The sequence below is a fragment of the Streptomyces sp. NPDC014006 genome (assembly GCF_043088925.1).
Classification (GTDB): domain Bacteria; phylum Actinomycetota; class Actinomycetes; order Streptomycetales; family Streptomycetaceae; genus Streptomyces.
Map to the genome: position 1 here is coordinate 137,101 of NZ_JBICAJ010000012.1, position 20,828 is coordinate 157,928.

Genomic DNA, 20,828 nt, shown 5'->3' on the forward strand with positions numbered 1-20,828 from the left:
TCCGGGCGCTCAGTCGGCGATCCCCTCGGGGATCGCCTTCTTCATGGCCGGGGCCAGGTCGACGAGTACCGACGAGGTGTCCCGGCCCTTGGGCACGCGCACCTCGACGTAGGCACGGCGGTTGGCGGTGGTGAACCGGTACGCGCCGTCGTCCTGCTTCTCCATGAGCCAGTCGACACCGTCCACGCCGCCGGCGACCGCGTCGGGGTCACCGCCCTCCGAGACCCTCTGGTCGGTCATCTTCGCGGGCCGCTCGACACCGCACCGCAGTATGATCGCCGGGTCCCCCCAGCCCGCGGTCAGCGGTGACGCGGGGGTGGGGTCCCGGCGGTCCTGGCCGTCGACCCGGGACGGCAGCGCCCGGTCCAGCTCTCGGCAGAGCGCCGCGGTCTTCGCCGCCGGCGACGGAACCGCGACCGACGCGCTGTCGTCTGCGAAGGAGCAGCCCGCGACGCCGAGGAGCAGGGCGAGGGCGGGCAGGCCGAGGGGCCGGTGACGGAAGATGCTCACCGGCCAAGGGTAGACGGGGGCTACAGATGGACGACCGGGCAGGTCAGGGTGCGGGTGATGCCGTCCACCTGCTGGACCTTGGCGACCACCATGCGGCCCAGGTCGTCGACGGTGTCGGCCTGCGCGCGCACGATGACGTCGTAGGGACCCGTGACGTCTTCGGCCTGGATCACTCCAGGGATCTTGCCGATCGTCTCGGCGACGGTCGACGCCTTGCCGACCTCAGTCTGGATCAGGATGTACGCCTGTACCACGGAACCTCCAGGGCGGCCACGAGGATCATGTGGGGAAAAGGAACGCCACGGTACCGCGTCGCCGCTCCCCGCGGGGAGACCTGTGGGAACCGGGCCTTGCGTGCCGGGGTGCGGACAGGGCGGACGAGGATGGCTGCAGGGACCGTTCACCGGGGGCCGGTCACATCGACCGGGCACCTGCGGCCGGTCACTTCGACGGTATCGAGGACACTGGTCCCGCGCGACCGGGCACGGACAACGTCAGCAGGGACGGAAGGGGAGCCAGGACAATGAAGGGCACTGTTGGTGAGCTCGGGGAGTTCGGGCTCATCAGGGAGCTCACCTCCCGTCTCACCACCACCCCGGCGGTCCGGGTCGGGCCCGGCGACGACGCCGCCGTGGTGGCCGCGCCCGACCGGCGGGTGGTGGCCAGCACCGACATACTGCTGGAGGGCCGGCACTTCCGCCGCGACTGGTCCACGGCCTACGACGTCGGCCGCAAGGCCGCCGCGCAGAACCTCGCCGACATCGCCGCCATGGGCGCCGTCCCCACCGCGCTGCTGCTCGGCCTGGTCGTGCCCGCCGAACTGCCGGTGGCCTGGCCGACCGAGCTGATGGACGGCATCCGCGACGAGTGCCAGGTCGCGGGCGCCTCCGTGGTCGGCGGCGACGTCGTACGCGGTGACACGATCATGGTGTCGATCACCGCGCTCGGCGACCTGCGCAACCAGGAACCCGTCACCCGGGGCGGCGCGCAGCCCGGCGACCTCGTCGCCGTGACCGGCTGGCTCGGCTGGTCCGCCGCCGGGTACGCGGTGCTCTCCCGCGGTTTCCGCTCCCCGCGCGCCTTCGTCGAGGCCCACCGCCGCCCCGAGCCGCCGTACCACGCGGGTCCCGCGGCCGCGGCGCTCGGCGCGACCGCGATGTGCGACGTCAGCGACGGGCTGATCGCCGACCTCGGGCACATCGCCGAGGCCAGCAAGGTGCGCATCGACATCCGCTCCGGCGCCATCGACATCCCCACCCAGATGCACGACATCGGCCAGGCCGTGGGCGTCGACCCGCTCCAGTGGGTGCTGACCGGGGGAGAGGACCACGCGATCGTCGCGACCTTCCCGTCGGACGCCAAACTGCCCGCCCGCTGGAAGGTGATCGGCGAGGTGCTCAACCCCTCCGCGCTGCCCCAGGTGACCGTCGACGGCGCCCCCTGGACCAGCAAGGGCGGCTGGGACCACTTCGGGGACATCGAGTCATGACCGCGCCGCCCCGGGTGCTCACCGTGGCCGGCTCCGACTCCGGGGGCGGCGCCGGGATCCAGGCCGACCTGAAGACCATGCTGGCGCTCGGCACGCACGGCATGAGCGTGCTCACCGCCGTCACCGCGCAGAATTCCCTCGGTGTGCAGGGCGCCTGGGAGTTGCCGGTCGAGGCGGTGCGCGCGCAGTACCGCAGCGTCGTCGACGACATCGGCGTCCAGGCCGTGAAGACCGGCATGCTCGGCTCCGCCGAACTCGTGGAAACCGTCGCGGAGTTGCTCGCCGGCACCGACGCGCCCGCCGTCGTCGACCCGGTCGGCGTCTCCAAACACGGCGACGCGCTGCTGGCCGCCTCCGCGCTGGACTCCGTGCGTACCAAGCTGCTTCCGGCGGCCACCGTCGCCACTCCGAACCTCGACGAGGTTGCCCAACTCACCGGCGTACACGTCGAGTCGGAGGACGACCTGCGGCGCGCCGCGGCGGCCGTCCTGGCGTACGGGCCGCGCTGGGTGGTGATCAAGGGCGGGCATCTGGCCGGGGACGCCGTGGACCTGCTCACGGACGGCTCCGAGGAGTACTGGCTGCGCGCCCCGCGCCACGACAACCGGCACACCCACGGCACCGGTTGCACGCTCGCCTCCGCCATCGCCTGCGGCCTGGCCCAGGGACGGTCCGTGCCGGAGGCGGTCACGGCCGCCAAGGAGTACGTCACCGGGGCCATCGCCGCCGGCTTCGCACTCGGCGGCGGGATCGGGCCCGTCGACCACGGGTGGGCGTTCAGGAGCGGTACTGCCTGAGCGCCCCAGGGGGTGCTCACGCCGGGTACTCCCCGAGGTCGATGGCGGTCGCCGCCTTCTCCGTCAGCCGCTTGAAGAAACCGGCCAGCATCCGGGAGCTCAGCAGCCGGTACATGCGGTCCCGGCTGCGGATGCGGCGCTCGGTGGCCGGGGCGAAGAACGGGCCCGCGTTGCCGGAGATCTTCTGGCAGCCCCGGGCGAAGTCCCGGATGCGCGCCTCGTACCCGGCCAGCGCGACGCGCACGTCGCCGTCCGCCAGCGCCAGTTCCCCGGCCAGGACGTATGCGCCGACGACGGCCACGCCCGTGCCCATGCCGCCCATCGTCGCCCCGTACCCGGCGTCCCCGAGGAGCGCCACCCGGCCCTGCGTCAGCCGGTCGATGTGGATCTGCGCAATGGCGTCGAAGTACAGGTCGTCGGTCTCCCGGAGCGCCTTCAGCACCGCGGGTGTCTCCCAGCCCATGCCGGCGAACCGCTCGGTGAGGATCCGCTTCTGCGCCTGCAGGTCCCGGCGGTCGTACGCCAACTCCTCGGACCGGAACACCAGCAGGGCACCCGCCCGCTCGGGGTCGCCGTCGTAGTTGCCGACGACGACACAGCGGCCCGGCTCGCTGTACAGCCGGCCCGTACGGTCCAGGCCCAGATGGTTCGGCACGGCGAAACCGGCCACGTAGTGGCCGAAGAAGCGCAGGTGGCGCGACTCGTCGCCGAAGACCAGGCGGCGGGTGTTCGAGTGCAGGCCGTCCGCGCCGACGACCAGGTCGAAGCGGCGGGGCGCGCCGTGCTCGAAGAGGACGTCGACCCCGTCCGGGGTGTCGGTCAGCGCCGTGACCGAGTCGCCGAAGACGTACTCCACGCGGTCCTTGGTGCGTTCGTACATGATCCGGGACAGGTCACCGCGGAAGATCTCCACGTCCCCGCTCATCATCTCCGCGGGCAGGTCCACGCGCGCCTTGCCGTCGGCGTCGACGACCGTCTGCCGGCCCATGCGGGTGCGGTGGGCGTGGACGTCGTCCCAGATGCCCATGGTGGTGAGCACCCGGCGGTGCACGTGCCCGCGGAAGTCGACGGCGAAGCCACCGCCGCGCAGCGCGGGCGCCTTCTCGACGACCGTGACGTGTGCGCCGTACCGGGCGAGGTTGAGGGCGAGGGCCGGGCCGGCGACGCTCGCGCCGGAGATCAGGACGGTGAGACGGCTCAGGTTCTTCGTCATGCGAGGAGCCTCTCGGGCGGCGCTTACCGCCCGCCTACCGTGCGCTGACCGCCGCTGACCGCAGGCGCCGGCCCCGCTCGAAGGCCTCGTCGAAAGCCTCGGGCGACAGCCGCGCACGCGTGCGCCGTGTCGTGCGTACGACGTCGGGGTCGCCGTCCAGGCACAGGCCCCGCAGGCCGGCGGCGGCGCCCAGGAGTTCGGCGGCCTCCTGCGGCCGCGCGGCGAGATCGGCCAGGGCGTCGGCGACATCCGCCGGCAGCAGCACGTCGGACGCCGAAAGGGCCTGGGCGCGGGCTTGGGCGAGCCAGTCGCGGGCGGCGCCGGTGTCGCCCTCGGCGGCGGCCGTCCGGCCCAGGCCGATCAGGATGCGCACCGTCTCGCCGACGCTGAACCAGGTGGCCGCGCACGTCTGCAGAGCGCTCTCGTAGTGCACGCGTGCGCCTGCCGTGTCACCGCCATGGCGGGCCGTGTCACCCAGGCCCCGCAGCGCGCCCGCCACCTTGTCGGCGGCACCGGCCGTGCGGGCCAGATCGCGGCAGCGGGCGAAGTGCGCGGCGGCCTCCTCGTGGGCGCCGAGGGCCAGCAGCACGTACGCCCGCCGGTGCAGCAGGTCCGCCGTCTCCTCGGGGGCGTCCAGCTCCCGCACATGAATCAGGCCCTCGTCGAGCAGCGCGAGGGCACGCCCGTGTGCGCCGCGCGCGTGGGCGAAGCCGCCGAGCGGATCCAGGCAGTTGGCCATGCCCCAGCGGTCACCGGTCGCGCGAAAGCCCTCCCACGCGCGCGTGAAGACCTCCTCCGCCTCGTCCGCGCGCCCCGAGAACCACGCCTGGTAGGCGAGACCGAGGTCCAGCAGGGCCCGGCCCCACGGCTCGTCGCCGACCTGCACGCGCACGTGCGCGTCGACCGCGAGCCGGGGGCCGCCGGTGAGGGACCACAGCACCACCGTGAACGGCAGCCGGAGCGGCGTTTCGAGTGTCGCCATGACCGCGGCCGCCCGCGCGACGAGACCCGGGTCGGCCGGGTCGTCACCCTGCCCGGAGACGGCGTTCATCAGACACAGCGCGTACTCCTCGGCCAGGCGGGCGGGCGGCTCGTCACCGACCGCCCCGAGCAGCGCCCGCGCCTGCCCCACCCGTTCACCGTGCAGGCCCCGCAACCGCCGGAACCAGGTTAGGGCGGCCATCAGGCGCAGCGCCTCGTGCGGGGCGGTGTCCGTCAGACGGCGCAGGGCCGCGTCCAGGTTCTCGTGTTCGGCGGCCAGCCGGGCCAGCCACGGCAGCTGTTCACCGCCGCGCAGGTACGGCTGCGCGCGCTCGGCGAGCTGAAGGAAGTAGGCGGCGTGGGCGTCCCGGAGCCCGGCCACGGCGGTGAGGTCCCCGGCGCCGCCCGCCAGTTCCTCCGCCGCGAACGCGCGGATCGTCTCCAGCATGCGGTAGCGGCCGCCCGACACCTCCACGAACGACTTCTCCACGAGGGACGCCAGGACGTCCTCCGGGTACGGCACCGCGCACACCGCCGCCACCGCGTCCAGGGTGGCGCCGCCGCGGAACACCGTCAGTCGGCTCGCCAGCTCCCGCTCCTGCGCGTCCAGCAGCTCCCAGCTCCACTCCACGACCGCGCGCAGCGTGCGGTGCCGGGGCGCCTTGGCGCGGTCGCCGCGGGCCAGCAGCCGGAACCGGTCGTGCAGCCGCTCGGCCAGCTCCGGCGGCGACAGCGTGCGCAGCCGGGCCGCGGCCAGCTCGATCGCCAGCGGCAGCCCGTCCAGCGCCCGGCAGATCTCCGGCACGCGCGCGTGGTCGCCGTCGACGTCGGGGCGCACGGCACGCGCGCGGTCCAGCAGCAGCCGTACGGCCGGCTCCTCGGGCAGCGGCGGCACAGGGACCAGCACCTCGCCGGTGATGCCCAGCGACTCCCGGCTGGTCGCCAGGACCCGCACGCCGGGGCAGGCGCCCAGCAGCAGCGCGGCGGTCCGCGCGGCGGCCTCGATCAGGTGCTCGCAGTTGTCCAGCACCAGCAGTACCGCGCGGTCCTCCAGCGCGGCCAGCAGCCGGTCGGTGGCGTCCGTGGCGGGAGCGCGGAACCCGTCCCGCACCCCGAGCGCGGCCAGCACCGCGTACGGGATCCGCTCGCCGTCGGCCAGCGGTGCCAGCTCCACCAGACAGACGTCCGGCGCGGTGCGGGCCGCCTCCAGGGCGAGCCGGGTCTTGCCCACACCGCCGGGACCGGTGAGCGTCACCAGCCGGGAGGCGGCGGACGCCTCCGCGATCCGCGCCAGCTCCTCTTCCCGGCCGATGAACCGGGTCAGCTGCGCCGGCAGCCGGGGCCGGGCGGGGGCGCCGGGGCGCGCCCGCAGCAGGTCCAGGTGGAGGGCGGACAGCTCGGGCGACGGGTCGGCGCCCAGCTCGTCGGCGAGGACGCCGCGCGCCTCTTCGAACACCGTCAGCGCCTCGGCGGGCCGCCCGCCCGCGTGCAGCGCCCGCATCAGCTGCCCGTACAGCCGCTCGCTCAGCGGGTGCTCCGCGACCAGCGCCCGCAGCTCCGGCACCAGCTCCGCCCCGCCCCCGCCCCCGAGATCGGCCTCGACGCGGTCCTGCACGACGGCCAGCCGCAGCTCCTCCAGGCGGGTCCGCTCGGCGTGCGCGTCGGGCAGGTCGGGCAGCGCCGGGCCGCGCCACAGGGCGAGGGCGTCGCGCAGCACGGCCGCCGCCCGCGGATGGTCACCGGCGGCGAGGGCGGCACGTCCCTCGGCGGCGAGGCGGGCGAAGCGGTGGGCGTCGACGGCGCCGGGGTCCACGGCCAGCCGGTAGCCGGCCCCGACGGCCTCGATGGCGGTGTGCGGGGAGAGGCGCCGGCGCAGCCGGGAGATCTGCGACTGCAGCGCGTTCGCGGCTCCGGCGGGCGGCTCGGCGCCGTACAGGCCGTCCAGGAGACGGTCCGCCGGGACGGCGCGGCCGGCGTCGAGCAGCAGCAGCGTGAGCAGGGCGCGGGGGCGCGGGCCGCCGGGGGAGAGGGGGGTGCCGTCGTCGGTGAGGATCTCCGACGGGCCCAGGATGCCGAAGCGCATTCCCCGGATTCTGGCAGGCCGGACCGGGGTGTGGGTACGGCAAAAAGCCGGCCCACCTGATGGTGGACCGGCTTTGTGCAGCGAACCGACAGTGGCCGCGCGCGGATGGGGGTCCCCCCTGCTCGAGCGGAGCCGAGCGTGGGGGAGAAGCGTCAGCGCGAGACCTTGCCGGCCTTGATGCACGAGGTGCAGGCGTTCACGCGCTTCGGCGTCCCACCGACCACGGTACGCACACGCTGGATGTTCGGGTTCCAGCGACGGGGCGTACGGCGGTGCGAGTGCGAGATGTTGTTGCCGAAGCCCGGCCCCTTGCCGCAGACGTCGCAGTTGGCAGCCACCGGTCACTCCAAAGACTTCAGATGCACTTACGGTTAATCCCGGCATGCCGGGACGGATCCTGCGATCGGTGAGTGATCTGAGATCTGAGTGGCGCTGCCAGGGGAATCAGCCCGATCGGATCGGGCAACCGGAGCAGCATACAACGACTGCGTCCGGACAACGAAACTACCATGGCGGCCCAGCGGCCCGCCCACGGCCCTCTTCCGGCAGGCACCCGGCCTGGGTCTACGCTGCGTCCCACGTCCAGCAGCTCAGGGAGGCGCAGGTGGCGCAGGTGCCGCAGACATTCTTCGATGCTCTCGCGGTGCGCACGTGGTGCTCCCTCGCGCTGGACGCCCTCGGGCGCGCGCGCGAGGAGATCGACGCGATCAACGTCTATCCGGTGGCCGACGGGGATACCGGCACCAACCTGTATCTGACCTTGGAGTCGGCGGCCGGGGCAGTGGAGGCCGTGTTCGCCGGATACGAGACCGGCGGCGGGCGGCCTTCCCTGGCCGACGCCGTCCACGCGATGGCGCACGGCGCGCTCATCGGGGCGCGCGGGAACTCCGGGACCATCCTCGCCCAGCTGCTGCGCGGCATGGCGCAGGTGCTCGCCGCGCAGGGTGACGACTCTCACGCCGACGGGCCGGGGCTGCGGCGCGCGCTGCGGCGCGCGGCCGACTCCGCCCGGCAGGCCGTCGCCCACCCCGTCGAGGGCACGGTGCTGACCGTCGCCGCCGCGGCCGCCGACGCCGCCGAGGGCGTGGGCGAGGCGGGAGGCGACTGCGGGACGGTCGCGCGGGCCGCGTACGACGCGGCGCGCACGGCACTCGCCGCGACCCCCGGTCAGCTGGCCGCCCTGGAGCACGCCGGGGTGGTGGACGCCGGCGGGCGGGGACTGGTGACGGTGCTGGGGGCGCTCGTGGAGACGTTCACGGGGGAGACACCCGCCGATCCGGACGGCCACCCGCGCGGGCCGGCCGCCTCGCAGGCGCGCGGGTGCCCGTCCGGGACGCTCATCGCCTGCCCCGACCCGGGGGCCGCTCCCGACGGGGGCGGTCCGGCCTTCGAGGTGATCTACCTCCTGGAGGCCGGCGACGACGCCGTGGCCCGGCTGCGCCGCCGACTGGACGCCCTCGGTGACTCGCTGGTCGTGGTCGGCGGCGACGGGCTGTGGAACGTCCACGTGCACGTCGACGACGCCGGCGCCGCCGTGGAGGCCGGGGTGGAGGCCGGGCGGCCGTACCGGATCCGGATCACCCACTTCGGCGCCGACGACGCGCACACCGCGCACGGCGAGCGCCCGCCCCGCGAGCGCGCCCAGCGGGCCGTCGTCGCGGTCGTCCCCGGCGAGGGCCTCGCCGGGCTGTACACCGGGGCGGGCGCGACGACGGTGCTCGCCCGCCCCGGCGAGCCGCCCGCCAGCGGGGAACTGGTGGAGGCCGTACGACGTGCCCACGCGCGCGAGGTCGTACTGCTGCCCAACGACCCCGAACTGCGCCACACCGCCGCGGCGGCCGCCGAACAGGCCCGCACCGAGGGCATCCGGGTGGCCCTCATCCCGACCCGGTCGGCGGTCCAGGGGATCGCCGCGCTCGCGGTGCACGAACCCGACCGCCGCTTCGACGAGGACGTGGTCTCCATGACCTCGGCGGCGGGGGCCACCCGGTACGCCGAGGTCACCGTCGCCGAACACGAGTCCTGGACCACGGCCGGCATCTGCCAGGCCGGTGACGTGCTCGGCCTCATCGACGGCGACGTCGCCGTGATCGGCGCGGACGTCACCGCCACCGCCGAGACCGTGCTGGACCGCATGCTCGCCGCCGGTGGCGAACTCGTCACCCTCGTCCTCGGCGACGAAGCCCCCGACGGCGTCACCGACCACCTTCAGACCCGGGTACGGGAGACGTACCTCGCCGTCGACACGGTCGTCTACCGAGGCGGCCGGCAGGGCGCGCTCCTGCTGATCGGCGTGGAGTGACCCCACCGCCCCGCGGTCCGCAGCGCGGGCGGGGACACCGGAGACGGTGAGAGCGCACTCAGCCCAGCCGAGGGCGCGCTCAGTCCGCCGCCTTCCGCGCCGCCTGCGCCAGCTCTCCCGCCTCCGCTCGGCGGGACGTGACCGTCTCGTCGTCCCCGGGGGCGGTTTCGTACGCCGTGAGGACGGCCCGCGCGCGTGCCTGCGCCGCGTCTGGCCGGCCCAGCTCGGCCGCCAGCCATCCTGCGGCCAGTTCCGCCCCGGTACGGGCATGGACCGCGTCCGGGCCCAGGGAGGCGAAGACGGTGATCGCCTCCTCCAGCTCGGCCAGGGCCTCCTCGAACGCCGCCGGGCCGGACCGGGCCAGCAGATCGCCGAACTGGCGGTGCGTGTGGCCCAGTTCCGCGGTGAGCCGGCGCCGGGACTCCTCGTCCCCGCCTGACGCAGCCAGCGCCGCCGCGCAGTCCTCGACGGCCGCCGACATCAGCTCCCGGGCCGCCGCCAGGCCGTCCTCGGCCCGCAGCGCCAGCCACGCGCGGGCGCGCAGCGAACGGACGAGGCCGTGCACATCGCCCACCGCGCGCCACAGTTCACCGGCACGCGCGTAGGCCTGCCCGGCCTCCTCGGCCAGGCCCGCCGCCTCCAGGCTCGTCGCGGCCAGATGGGCGAGCGTGGCATGGTCCTGCTGCTCCGGCCAGTGCCGGGCGATGTCGGCCGCCTGCAGGCGACGTTCCGCCGCCGCACGGTGCTCGCCCAGCTCGCCCAGGCAGTCGCCGAGCCACCACAGGGTCTGCACCACCGCCCCGTCGCCGTGCGTGTGCGCGCTCACGTCGGGCAGAGCCGACTCCAGTACCTCCGCCGCCTCCGCCCACCGGCCCTGCCGGACGAGCAGCCCGCCGAGCTGGTGCCGCGCCCAGGCGCCCAGCGTCGGCCCCTCGTCGGCCTCGTCCGCCCAGTGCGCGGCCTCCAGGGCGTGCTCGGCGGCCTCGCCTGCCTCACCGCGTCCGCCGACGACTTCGGCGAGCTGCAGATGCAGCTGGGCCCGTCCGACCGGCGTCAGCTGCGCCCCGCCGTGTTCCAGGGCCGCGCGCAGCGCCCGTTCGGCCTCGGCCAGGTCACCGAGGTGGTGGGCGAGCTGCGCCAGCCGCGCCTCGTACTCCACCGCGAACCACGGCACCCCGGCGTCGGTGAACTCCCGTGCGGCCCGCGCGAACAGGTCCGCGGCCGCCTGCGGATCCCCGCCGTGCGCGGCCAGTTCGCCGAGCATCGCCACGGCCTCGGCCTGCCGCGCCGCGAGCCGCACGTCATCACCGGCGCGGCCCTCGACGAGCGCCAGCACCTCCCGTACGGCCCCCTCGGCGCGCTCGGCGACCGCGGCATCCACCAACCCCTCGGCCTCGTGCACCCGCCGCATCAGGATCCGCGCCCGGCTCATCACCACCGACGCGGTCTGCCGCAGCCCGGTGCCGTCCCCGGCGTACAACGCGAGCACCTGCTCGTAGGGCTCCGCGACCGCCGCCAGCGCCGCGTCCACATCACCGGCGAGCGCGCGCACGTACGCCCCACGCGCGCGTGCCGCGAGCGCCTCGCCCTCGTCGCCCGCCCGCTCGTACAGCTCGGCCGCGCGCTCGAACAGCTCGGCGCCCTCCTCGCCCCGGCTCATCGCCTCGTGGTCGAGGAGTTCCGCCCGGTCGTACGGCGCCAGCTCGGCGCCCTGCGCGGCCCGCCGTACCGCCGCCCACGCCTCGAGCGCGTCCGGCTGCAGCGTGTCGGACAGCCGCCGCGCCCGCGCCAGCAGCGCCGGGAGGTCCCCGTCGGGCACCGGCGGCCCGGTGACCGGCGTGGCCACGGGTCCGGTCACCGGCGGCATCGCGGTGGCCGCGGCCGTCCGCACCGACCGCACCCCCAGCGGCAGCCGCTCCACCAGCGGCCGCTGCGCCATCCGCGCGCGGGACTGCTCACTCGTGTACGCCGTGCCGTTGCGCCGGTCGAAGGCCGCGGCCAGCGCCAGCGCCTCGCCACGCGCGTGTGCCGCGAGGCCGCCCGCCGTCCACGCCTGTCCCGCGGGCCCCGGCACCCGCTCTTCGGCCAGACCGAGCTCCACCAGGCGGTCCATGAGCAGCACGACCGCCTCCAGGAAGCTCAGCCGGCTGCGCGGATGCCCGTCGTCGGTGAAGTACGCCGGCCGCTCGGCGAGCAGCTCCAGCGCGCGTGCCTCGTTGCCGCTCAGCGCGCAGAACTCCACATGGTCCGCGAACGCGCCCCGCATGCTCTCCATCGCCCGCACCAGGCGCAGCCCCCGCAGATGGTGGGCGCGCGCCTCGTCCACCCGGCCCAGCCGCAGCAGCGGGGTCAGCGAGGAGGCGAGGACGGCGTGCGGCTCGTGCGCACAGGTGAACTCGCCCTCCAGAACCGGCCGCCACACCTCGATCGCCTCGGCGTACCGCCCCCGCCGCTGAAGCCACCCGCCCTGCTGGTGCAGTTCGCAGGCATGACAGTCGGCCATCTCGTCCCGGTCGGCGGCCAGCCATCCGGCGTACGCCCGCTCGGCCCGCGCGAGGTCCCCCACGTGGGCGGCGACGGCGAACTCCGCGCTGCGCACCGCCCGTTCCGAGTACCCGGCGAGCCGGTAGCGGTGCTCCATCTCACCGAGCCACTTCTCGATGGACGCCAGCGGGATGTGCGGCTGGTCGAGCATGCCGGCCGACACCCACTTGAACACCCAGTGCAGCGAGTGCACCTCGTACGCGTCGAAGTCCTCCGGCCGTTCGTCCCACAGGCGCAGCAGCCGCGCGAACGGGACGAACATCTTCGCCTTCTCGGAGCTGTAGTTGTAGACCTTCAGCTGGTGCCCGAGCGCCTCGATCACGGCGAGCGGGATGTCCAGCTTCTCCGCCTCGGCGAGCAGCTGCTCCGCACGCGCGTTGCGCGCCGGCCCCTCCGGCTGTTCGGAGTTCTCCGCCATCGCGCGGCGCAACGCGTCGAAGTCCGTGATCTCGCTCATCGCTGTTCGCCCTCCCCGTGCGTCGCCCACTCCAGCAGTGAGATGAAGGCGCGGTTCAGCAGCGCCGAGTCGGCGGGCCTGAGCGGCCGCTGCGCCATCAGCAGCGCCTGCCCGTACAGCGACTCCGTGGCGGTGCCGATCAGCTCCGGATCGCCGAGCGCGCTGATCCGGCGGACCAGCGGATTGAGATGGTTGAGCACCAGACGCGCGCGTGGCGCGCTGCCGCGCAGCGAGCCGAGGATGCCCGCCCACAACTCGTCTGCCTGCTCCTCCGTCTCGGCGCGCGCCTGCTCGTGCCGTGCCGCCCGGTCGTCCAGGTGCAGCGCGGGCACCGACAGCGGGTGGAAGGCCCGCAGCACGACATCGCAGCCCAGCGGGTCCAGTTTGGCCCGCGCGGCCGCCAGGAAGCCCGCCAGGGCCAGCTCCACGTCCGCGTCGACACCGTCCAGGTGGGCGGTGACGGTGTCCGCGTCCAGCTCGGCGACGACCGTGCCGGGCCGCACCGACGGCAGCGCCTCGACCAGCTCGCTGTCGTAGGTGTAGCCCCCGTTGACGACACCGACGCCCTGCGCGGAGGCGATCGGCGCGACCTGCCGGTACTCCTCCACCGTCCGCGTGAAGTGCACCACCGGGTGCCGCTGCGCGAACTCCTCCAGCGACAGCCGGCCGTCCGTCGTCTCGAACGGCAGCCACGGCAGCATCGTGCGCAGCATCTCCGCGTCGTGCCGCGCGAGCGACTTCACCCCCAGGTGGTGCACCGACAGGAACGCCGCGAGCCGCTCCGGGTCACCGGCCGCGAGCGACGTCAGCCAGGACCGGATCCGCTCCCCGAGCGCCTCCCGCACGGCCGCCAGCGTCTCGTCCTCGTACAGCGACTCGCGCGAGGCGGTGGGCCGCAGACTGTCGGTGTCCAGCACACAGCGCACGAAGAACGCCCAGTCCGGCAGGAGCTGTTCGGCCCGCTCGGTCAGCAGCATGCCCTTCAGATGCACCCGGTGCCCCGCCCGCTGCGCCGGGCTCACCGCCTGTGGCAGCACGTACGCCACCCCGCGGATGCCGGCCACCGGCACGTCCAGATCGATGGAGTCCAGCGGCGTGAACCCGAACAGCCCGTGGCAGTGCCTGGCCAGCGCCACCCGCCGCGTCGCGGGACTCGGATAGGAGCGGTCCCAGGGCGCGGGCAGGTCCGTGACGGCCTCCTCGCCGACCCGTACGTCGTACGGCAGCAGTGAGCCGAAGTCCCGCGCCAGCGTCAGCACCCGCTCGGGCGTGAGCCACTCGGCGGCCCCGGGGCGCGCGGTGAGGTACACGGTCGTACCGGCCTCGGGCCGCTCCCGCACCGGCAGCGTCCGCACGGTGTACGAACCGTCGTCGCGCGCCGTCCACTCCACCGGCGGCGCGTCGGGCGTACGGGCGCTGCGGCTGACCACCCGGATCCGCTCGGCGACGACGAAACAGGCGAGCAGCCCGATGCCGAACTGCCCGAGGAAGTCCGAGCGTGCCTCGCGCAACCCGTCCGACCGCTTGGAGCTGCGCCCGATGGTCGCCAGCAGGGTGTGCACGTCCGCCTCGGTGAGCCCGATCCCGGAGTCCTCCACGCGCAGGGCGCCGTCCTCGGCGTACAGCCGCACCCGGGCGGGAGCGCCGGGCTCCTCGGCGCGGCGGGCGGTGACGGCGTCGACGGCGTTCTGCAGCAGCTCGCGCAGATAGACCTTCGGACTGGAGTAGAGGTGATGGGAGAGCAGGTCGACCAGACCACGCAGGTCGACCTGGAACGAATGAGGTGTCTGAGGTGACTGGGATGACTGTGAGATCTGCGAGTCCATCGTCACAGCGCCGCTGGTGGGGGAGGGCCGAGGGCGCGGGGTCGGGCGGTCCCGGTGGGGCGGGGATCCGCGGGGGATGGCCGGAGCGCGTCATGTTACGGCTCGAACGAACGTCCTGACCAGGGATTTCCGAAGACGTACCCAAGCCTTGAACCACCCGGCCGGCCGCACGTCGTGGGCGCCGGGTCACCGCACGTCTTCGGCATTGTCAGTGCCGTGGTGTGCAATGGATCTCGTGCCCGCACTGCGAGAACCACTGCAACAACCGCTGAAGTCGGTGCTCGGCCCCGCCACCGCGAAGGTGATGGCCGAGCACCTCGGCCTGCACACCGTCGGCGACCTCCTCCACCACTACCCGCGCAGATACGAGGAGCGGGGCCAGCTCACCCACCTCGCCGACCTCCCCATGGACGAGCACGTCACAGTGGTCGCCCAGGTCGCCGACGCCCGCCTGCACACCTTCGCCTCCTCCCGGGCCCCGCGCGGCAAGGGCCAGCGACTGGAGGTGACCATCACCGACGGCAGCGGCCGGCTCCAGCTGGTCTTCTTCGGCGCCGGCGTGCACAAGCCGCACAAGGAGCTGCTCCCGGGCACCCGCGCGATGTTCGCGGGCAAGGTCTCCGTCTTCAACCGCCGCCTCCAACTCGCCCACCCGGCCTACGAGTTGCTGCGCGGCGACGGCGAGGAGAGCGTCGAGACGTGGGCGGGCGCGCTCATCCCCCTCTACCCGGCCACCGCGAAACTGGAGTCCTGGAAGATCGGCAAGGCGGTCCAGACGGTCCTGCCCAGCGCCCTGGAGGCCGTCGACCCCCTCCCGGACAGCCTGCGCGAGGGCCGGAGCCTGGTCTCCCTGCCCGAGGCCCTGCTGAAGATCCACCGCCCGCACACCAAGGCCGACATCGACGACGCCCGCGCCCGCCTGAAGTGGGACGAGGCCTTCGTCCTCCAGGTCGCCCTCGCCCGCCGCCGCCACGCCGACGCGCAGCTCCCGGCGGTGGCCCGCCGCCCCGAGCCGGACGGCATCCTCGCCGCCTTCGACGCCCGCCTGCCCTTCACCCTCACCGAGGGCCAGCGCAAGGTCTCCCAGGAGATCTTCGACGACCTGGCCACGGAACACCCGATGCACCGCCTCCTCCAGGGCGAGGTCGGATCGGGCAAGACGCTGGTCGCCCTGCGTGCCATGCTCGCCGTCGTCGACGCCGGTGGGCAGGCGGCCATGCTCGCGCCCACCGAGGTGCTCGCCCAGCAGCACCACCGGTCGGTCACCGAGATGATGGGGGAGCTGGCCGAGGGCGGCATGCTGGGCGGCGCCGAGCGCTCCACCAAGGTCGTCCTGCTCACCGGCTCCATGGGCGCCGCCGCCCGCCGCCAGGCGCTGCTCGACCTCGTCACCGGCGAGGCCGGCATCGTGATCGGCACGCACGCGCTGATCGAGGACAAGGTGCAGTTCCACGACCTCGGCCTGGTCGTCGTCGACGAACAGCACCGCTTCGGCGTCGAGCAGCGCGACGCCCTGCGCGGCAAGGGCAAACAGCCCCCGCACCTGCTCGTCATGACCGCCACCCCCATCCCGCGCACGGTGGCCATGACCGTCTTCGGCGACCTGGAGACCTCCGTCCTGGACCAGCTTCCGGCCGGCCGTTCACCCATCGCCAGCCACGTCGTCCCCGCCGCGGACAAACCGCACTTCCTGGCCCGGGCCTGGGAGCGGGTGCGCGAGGAGGTCGAGAACGGCCACCAGGCCTACGTCGTCTGCCCCAGGATCGGCGACGAGGAGGAGGGCACCAAGAAGGCGAAGAAGTCCGCCGAGGACGACGCGGAGAAACGCCCGCCGCTCGCCGTCCTCGACGTCGCCGAGCAGCTCGCCCGCGGCCCGCTGAACGGCCTGAAGGTCGAGGTGCTGCACGGCCGCATGCACCCCGACGACAAGGACGCCGTCATGCGCCGCTTCGCCGCCGGCGAGACGGACGTCCTGGTCGCCACGACCGTCATCGAGGTCGGCGTCAACGTCCCCAACGCCACCGCGATGGTGATCATGGACGCCGACCGCTTCGGCGTCTCCCAGCTGCACCAGCTGCGTGGCCGGGTGGGCCGGGGCGCGGCTCCCGGGCTGTGCCTGCTGGTCACCGAGATGCCGGAGGCCGGCCCCGCCCGCCAGCGCCTGAACGCGGTCGCCGCCACTCTCGACGGCTTCGAACTGTCCCGTATCGACCTCGAGCAGCGCCGCGAGGGCGACGTCCTCGGCCAGGCCCAGTCCGGCGCCCGCTCCTCCCTGCGTGTCCTCGCGGTGATCGAGGACGAGGAGATCATCGCGGAGGCGAGGGAGGAGGCGGCCAAGGTGGTCGCGGACGACCCGGAGCTGGAGCGGCTCCCGGGCCTGCGCACGGCGCTGGATGCTCTGGTGGACGAGGAAAGGGAGCAGTACCTGGAAAAGGGGTGACCAAGGCCGAACCAGGAGCGCGGGCAACTGCCGACCCAGGGGCGCGGAGAACGGCGCGACCAGCCACACTGATACGCGAAGCCGCTCACGACCAAGGACCGAAGATGACCCGCGTAATCGCCGGTGCAGCCGGCGGCCGCCGCCTGGCCGTCCCGCCAGGCACCGGCACCCGCCCCACCTCCGATCGAGCACGCGAAGGTCTCTTCTCGACCTGGCAGTCCCTCCTCGGCGGCCCCCTCGACGGCGAACGCGTCCTCGACCTCTACGCCGGCTCCGGCGCCGTCGGCCTGGAGGCCCTCTCCCGGGGCGCGGGCCACACCCTGCTGGTCGAGGCCGACGCACGGGCCGCGAGAACCGTGCGCGACAACGTGCGGAACCTCGGCCTCCCCGGCGCCGAGGTCCGGCACGGCAAGGCGGAACAGGTCATCCGCACCCAGCCGCCCACCGCGCCGTACGACATCGTCTTCCTCGACCCCCCGTACGCCGTCACGGACGACGATCTTCGGGAGATCCTGCTCACACTCCGCTCGGAAAGCTGGCTCGCTGAGCAAGCGCTCGTCACCGTGGAGCGCAGCACCAGAGGCGGGGAGTTCCGGTGGCCGGACGGTTTCGAAGCGCTCCGGGCCCGGCGCTACGGCGAGGGAACGTTTTGGTACGGTCGCGCCGCCTCTACGTGCGAAGACGCACGATGACCGGACCGGAGAGCGAGGGATCACAAGTGCGCCGCGCCGTCTGTCCCGGGTCGTTCGACCCGATCACCAACGGACATCTCGACATCATCGCCCGCGCCTCCCGTCTGTACGACGAGGTGTACGTCGCGGTGATGATCAACCAGTCCAAGAAGGGCCTGTTCGAGATCGACGAGCGGATCGAGCTGATCCGCACCGTCACCGCCGAGTACGGGAACGTACGGGTCGAGGCCTTCCACGGCCTCCTCGTCGACTTCTGCAAGCAGCGCGACATCCCCGCCATCGTCAAGGGCCTGCGCGCGGTCAGCGACTTCGACTACGAGTTGCAGATGGCCCAGATGAACAACGGCCTCTCCGGTGTCGAGACCCTCTTCGTGCCCACCAACCCCACCTACAGCTTCCTGTCGTCCTCCTTGGTCAAGGAGGTCGCACAGTGGGGCGGCGACGTCGCCCACCTGGTCCCGGCACCCGTGCTGGAGGCCCTCAACGCGCGGCTGCGGCAAGGCTGAACGGGCTACAGTCGTCCCGTCCGTCTCCATCACATCCGTAGAGAGTGGCGAGCACACGGTGGACGTGCAGAAAAAGCTCGACGAGATCGTCTCGGCGGTCTCCGGTGCCCGGTCGATGCCCATGTCGGCCTCGTGCGTGGTCAACCGCGCCGACCTGCTGTCGATGCTGGAGGAACTGCGCGCGGCCCTGCCCGACTCCCTCGCCCAGGCCCGGGAGCTGATCGGCGACCGGGAGCAGATGGTCGAGCAGGCGCGGCAGGAGGCCGAGCGGATCATCGCCGGCGCCCACGCCGAGCGCGGCTCGCTGATCTCGGACACCGAGGTCGCCCGCCGTTCCCAGGCCGAGGCCGACCGGATCCTCGCCGAGGCCCGCAAGGAGGCCGAGGAGATCCGCGCCGAGGCGGACGACTACGTGGACTCCAAGCTCGCCAACTTCGAGGTCGTCCTCACCAAGACCCTCGGCTCGGTCGGCCGCGGCCGCGAGAAGCTGCTCGGCACCGGTCCCGGCCTCGACGCGGACGGCTACGAGGACGAGGACGCCCCGCAGCGCAGCCACGACCCCGAGGTCCTGCGCCGCGACGCCGACGCCTACGTCGACGCCAAGCTCGGCGCCTTCGAGGCGGTCCTGGCCAAAACCCTGGAAGCGGTCGGCCGCGGCCGGCTGAAGCTGCACGGCCGGATCGCCAGCGACGACCTCGGCGCCCTCGACACCAGCACCGTCCAGCACTCCAGCGACGCCGACTACCTCGCCGACCTCGCCGCGCTCGCCGAGCAGGACGCCCAGGCCCCGCCGGCGCAGCAGCCCCAGCAGTCGCCCGAGCCCCAGTACGCCGCGTACGCGCAGCAGCCGGACCCCTACGCCGGCTACCCGCAGCAGTACGCCCAGCAGCAGGATCAGCAGTACGCCCAGGACGCCTACGGCTACCAGCAGGCCGACCCGTACGGCTACGGCGGCTACGACACCGGTCAGCAGCCCGTCTACGACCCGCAGCAGGCCCAGCACCCGCAGCACGCGCAGCAGCCCCACAAGCCCCAGGACGGCGGCCCGCAGCAGTCGTACGCCCTCGACGAGACCAGCCTCTTCGACACCGGCATGATCAGCGCGGAACAGCTCAGGGCCTACGAGCAGGGCCGCGGCCTGTAGCATCCGGCCCGGATTGGGCCGAGAGCGAAAGGTCCAGTATCCTGGCTCTTCGGTCGCGAGTACGTCCGCGATCAGCGCTGCCCGGAGCTTCCGCGGTGGCGTCACCCCCTGAGCTGGAAGACCGAAAGCAGGAATGGCTCACAACGCCCGCCTCGACCACCGCAACCCCCTCGTGTTCGACACGCACGAGCTGGGCCGGCGGCCAGGCGCGCTGCAGCGCCTGACTCGCACGGTCCCCACTCCCCGGGACTTCGGTCTGGTGGGAGTCGTCGGAGTGCCGGAAGGCGCCCCGATGGAGCTCGAACTCCGCCTGGAGTCGGTCATGGAAGGTGTGCTTGTCACAGGCACCGCCCGTGCGACCGCGAAGGGGGAGTGCGTAAGGTGTCTGGAGCCGCTTCAGCTCGATGTCGAAGCGGACTTCCAGGAGATGTTCTCGTACCCTGACGCCGACGACCGGGGCCGTGTCCAGCACACGGAACCGGGCGACGACGCCGAGGACGACGAGGACAGGCTCTTCCTCGAGGACGGACTCTTCGACCTCGAGGCTGTGCTGCGTGATGCGGTGGTGCTCGCACTGCCGATGCAGCCGGTGTGCCAGGAAGACTGCCCCGGTCTGTGCCCCGAGTGCGGGGTGCGGCTCGCGGACGACCCGGACCACCACCACGACGCCGTCGACATTCGTTGGGCGGCTTTGCAGGGATTCGCCGGCTCACTTCGGGACGGCGACAAGGACGACACGAGCGGCGCCGAAGCGGGCGTCGACGAGAAGCAGGAGAAGTAGCCGTGGCTGTTCCGAAGCGGAAGATGTCGCGCAGCAACACGCGCCACCGCCGGTCGCAGTGGAAGGCTGCGGTCCCCACCCTGGTCGCGTGCGAGCGCTGCCACGAGCCCAAGCAGCAGCACATCGCGTGCCCGTCGTGCGGCACCTACAACAAGCGCCAGGTCCTCGAGGTCTGAGCGGCTGGTGAGAGGCACTGTGTCCACGCCCAAGAAGCAGTCGGCGGACAACCAGGCCTCGTCCCACACGCTTCTGGAAGGGCGGCTCGGCTACCAGCTCGAGTCCGCCCTTCTGGTGCGAGCGCTGACGCACCGCTCCTACGCGTACGAGAACGGCGGTCTGCCGACGAACGAGCGCCTGGAGTTCCTCGGGGACTCCGTACTCGGTCTCGTCGTCACCGACACGCTGTACCGCACCCACCCCGACCTGCCCGAAGGCCAGCTGGCCAAGCTGCGGGCCGCGGTGGTCAACTCACGTGCGCTGGCAGAAGTGGGGCGCTCGCTCGACCTGGGTTCCTTCATCCGGCTCGGCCGCGGTGAAGAGGGCACGGGCGGCCGGGACAAGGCATCCATCCTCGCCGACACCCTGGAAGCGGTGATCGGCGCGGTCTATCTCGACCAGGGCCTCGAAGCGGCCTCCGAACTGGTGCACCGCCTGTTCGACCCGCTGATCGAGAAGTCCTCCAATCTCGGCGCCGGCCTGGACTGGAAGACGTCCCTGCAGGAGCTGACCGCGACCGAGGGGCTCGGTGTTCCCGAGTACCTGGTCACGGAGACCGGCCCCGATCACGAGAAGACCTTCACTGCTGCCGCCCGCGTCGGAGGCGTCTCGTACGGCACCGGCACCGGCCGCAGCAAGAAGGAGGCGGAGCAGCAGGCCGCCGAGTCCGCGTGGCGTGCCATCCGCGCCGCCGCGGACGAGCGCGCCAAGGCGGCCGAGGCGGCGAAGGCCGCCGAGACCGCCGACGAGGCGTCGGCCTCCGCCTGATCCGACAAGCGACCGAGCGCCCGCCCCGACACCGGGGCGGGCGCTCGATCCGTACCGTGTGACGCCGTACCGCGTGACG

17 protein-coding genes are annotated in these 20,828 nt (G+C 73.5%); 10 read left to right on the forward strand and 7 right to left on the reverse strand.

All coding sequences use genetic code 11. From position 1 onward, the window contains the following. Window positions 1–9: 9 nt before the first annotated feature. Together ACF1GV_RS33335 and ACF1GV_RS33340 are read right to left on the reverse strand one after the other, a co-directional pair. The gene (locus ACF1GV_RS33335) at window positions 10–510 is read right to left on the reverse strand and encodes a DUF3515 domain-containing protein (protein ID WP_391688337.1); all 501 of its coding nucleotides are present in this window, start codon (window positions 508–510) and stop codon (window positions 10–12) included. 20 nt (window positions 511–530) lie between these two features. Next, complete coding sequence (locus ACF1GV_RS33340; RefSeq protein ID WP_029384521.1) at window positions 531–764, reverse strand: Lrp/AsnC family transcriptional regulator; 234 nt, start codon at window positions 762–764, stop codon at window positions 531–533. A 269-nt stretch (window positions 765–1,033) separates the two neighbouring features. On the opposite strand from ACF1GV_RS33340, the gene ACF1GV_RS33345 reads away from it, so the two are divergent. Beyond that, window positions 1,034–1,999: a thiamine-phosphate kinase gene (locus tag ACF1GV_RS33345; RefSeq protein ID WP_391688340.1), complete on the forward strand. Its 966-nt coding sequence runs from the start codon at window positions 1,034–1,036 to the stop codon at window positions 1,997–1,999. Then, window positions 1,996–2,796, forward strand: a complete 801-nt coding sequence (gene thiD, locus ACF1GV_RS33350) for a bifunctional hydroxymethylpyrimidine kinase/phosphomethylpyrimidine kinase (RefSeq protein ID WP_391688342.1) — start codon at window positions 1,996–1,998, stop codon at window positions 2,794–2,796. Before ACF1GV_RS33345 ends, thiD begins: the two co-directional genes overlap by 4 nt. 16 nt (window positions 2,797–2,812) lie before the next feature. Here the strand turns inward: thiD and ACF1GV_RS33355 are convergent, their stop codons facing one another. From ACF1GV_RS33355 to rpmB, 3 genes are all read right to left on the reverse strand, one after another. Beyond that, on the reverse strand, window positions 2,813–4,009 hold the full coding sequence (locus ACF1GV_RS33355; RefSeq protein ID WP_391688345.1) for an FAD-dependent monooxygenase: 1,197 nt from the start codon (window positions 4,007–4,009) through the stop codon (window positions 2,813–2,815). 34 nt (window positions 4,010–4,043) lie between these two features. Beyond that, on the reverse strand, window positions 4,044–7,073 hold the full coding sequence (locus tag ACF1GV_RS33360) for a BTAD domain-containing putative transcriptional regulator (RefSeq protein ID WP_391688347.1): 3,030 nt from the start codon (window positions 7,071–7,073) through the stop codon (window positions 4,044–4,046). 152 nt (window positions 7,074–7,225) lie between these two features. Beyond that, entirely contained in the window at window positions 7,226–7,411 is a 186-nt protein-coding gene (rpmB, locus tag ACF1GV_RS33365; protein WP_004924906.1) for a 50S ribosomal protein L28, read from the reverse strand. Between the two features lie 266 nt (window positions 7,412–7,677). Here rpmB and ACF1GV_RS33370 point away from each other — a divergent pair, with 266 nt between their 5' ends. Continuing rightward, window positions 7,678–9,375, forward strand: coding sequence for a DAK2 domain-containing protein (locus tag ACF1GV_RS33370; protein WP_391688350.1), 1,698 nt, complete (start codon window positions 7,678–7,680; stop codon window positions 9,373–9,375). Between the two features lie 79 nt (window positions 9,376–9,454). Here the strand turns inward: ACF1GV_RS33370 and ACF1GV_RS33375 are convergent, their stop codons facing one another. Together ACF1GV_RS33375 and ACF1GV_RS33380 are read right to left on the reverse strand one after the other, a co-directional pair. Beyond that, entirely contained in the window at window positions 9,455–12,376 is a 2,922-nt protein-coding gene (locus ACF1GV_RS33375) for a tetratricopeptide repeat protein (RefSeq protein WP_391688353.1), read from the reverse strand. Beyond that, window positions 12,373–14,202: an HSP90 family protein gene (locus ACF1GV_RS33380; protein WP_391688356.1), complete on the reverse strand. Its 1,830-nt coding sequence runs from the start codon at window positions 14,200–14,202 to the stop codon at window positions 12,373–12,375. The genes ACF1GV_RS33375 and ACF1GV_RS33380 overlap by 4 nt, the downstream gene beginning before the upstream one ends. Before the next feature lie 226 nt (window positions 14,203–14,428). Here ACF1GV_RS33380 and recG point away from each other — a divergent pair, with 226 nt between their 5' ends. The 7 genes from recG to rnc all read left to right on the forward strand — a co-directional run bounded on the left by recG (window position 14,429) and on the right by rnc (window position 20,749). After that, window positions 14,429–16,642: an ATP-dependent DNA helicase RecG gene (gene recG / locus ACF1GV_RS33385; protein ID WP_391688359.1), complete on the forward strand. Its 2,214-nt coding sequence runs from the start codon at window positions 14,429–14,431 to the stop codon at window positions 16,640–16,642. A gap of 104 nt (window positions 16,643–16,746) precedes the next feature. Continuing rightward, complete coding sequence (gene rsmD / locus ACF1GV_RS33390) at window positions 16,747–17,334, forward strand: 16S rRNA (guanine(966)-N(2))-methyltransferase RsmD (RefSeq protein WP_363266614.1); 588 nt, start codon at window positions 16,747–16,749, stop codon at window positions 17,332–17,334. A gap of 26 nt (window positions 17,335–17,360) precedes the next feature. Further along, a complete protein-coding gene (coaD, locus tag ACF1GV_RS33395) occupies window positions 17,361–17,840 on the forward strand; it encodes a pantetheine-phosphate adenylyltransferase (protein WP_391688362.1) in 480 nt (159 codons plus the stop codon). A gap of 58 nt (window positions 17,841–17,898) precedes the next feature. After that, window positions 17,899–18,984, forward strand: coding sequence for an ATP synthase F0 subunit B (locus ACF1GV_RS33400; protein WP_391688365.1), 1,086 nt, complete (start codon window positions 17,899–17,901; stop codon window positions 18,982–18,984). A 133-nt stretch (window positions 18,985–19,117) separates the two neighbouring features. Continuing rightward, window positions 19,118–19,765 (forward strand): YceD family protein, encoded by a 648-nt coding sequence (locus ACF1GV_RS33405; protein WP_391688368.1) that lies wholly within the window; start codon window positions 19,118–19,120, stop codon window positions 19,763–19,765. 2 nt (window positions 19,766–19,767) lie between these two features. Beyond that, the gene (gene rpmF, locus ACF1GV_RS33410) at window positions 19,768–19,941 is read left to right on the forward strand and encodes a 50S ribosomal protein L32 (RefSeq protein ID WP_003951102.1); all 174 of its coding nucleotides are present in this window, start codon (window positions 19,768–19,770) and stop codon (window positions 19,939–19,941) included. Window positions 19,942–19,948: 7 nt separating this feature from the next. Next, window positions 19,949–20,749, forward strand: a complete 801-nt coding sequence (gene rnc / locus ACF1GV_RS33415) for a ribonuclease III (protein ID WP_391688371.1) — start codon at window positions 19,949–19,951, stop codon at window positions 20,747–20,749. Window positions 20,750–20,828: the final 79 nt, after the last annotated feature.

What these genes read in the sequence shown, in the direction of transcription:
- ACF1GV_RS33380 (WP_391688356.1), bottom strand. Translation starts at nt 14,202, where the DNA reads ATGGACTCGCAGATCTCACAGTCATCCCAGTCACCTCAGACACCTCAT.
- recG (WP_391688359.1), top strand. Translation starts at nt 14,429, where the DNA reads ATGGATCTCGTGCCCGCACTGCGAGAACCACTGCAACAACCGCTGAAG.
- ACF1GV_RS33355 (WP_391688345.1), bottom strand. Translation starts at nt 4,009, where the DNA reads ATGACGAAGAACCTGAGCCGTCTCACCGTCCTGATCTCCGGCGCGAGC.
- ACF1GV_RS33345 (WP_391688340.1), top strand. Translation starts at nt 1,034, where the DNA reads ATGAAGGGCACTGTTGGTGAGCTCGGGGAGTTCGGGCTCATCAGGGAG.
- rsmD (WP_363266614.1), top strand. Translation starts at nt 16,747, where the DNA reads ATGACCCGCGTAATCGCCGGTGCAGCCGGCGGCCGCCGCCTGGCCGTC.
- ACF1GV_RS33360 (WP_391688347.1), bottom strand. Translation starts at nt 7,073, where the DNA reads ATGCGCTTCGGCATCCTGGGCCCGTCGGAGATCCTCACCGACGACGGC.
- thiD (WP_391688342.1), top strand. Translation starts at nt 1,996, where the DNA reads ATGACCGCGCCGCCCCGGGTGCTCACCGTGGCCGGCTCCGACTCCGGG.
- ACF1GV_RS33375 (WP_391688353.1), bottom strand. Translation starts at nt 12,376, where the DNA reads ATGAGCGAGATCACGGACTTCGACGCGTTGCGCCGCGCGATGGCGGAG.
- ACF1GV_RS33405 (WP_391688368.1), top strand. Translation starts at nt 19,118, where the DNA reads ATGGCTCACAACGCCCGCCTCGACCACCGCAACCCCCTCGTGTTCGAC.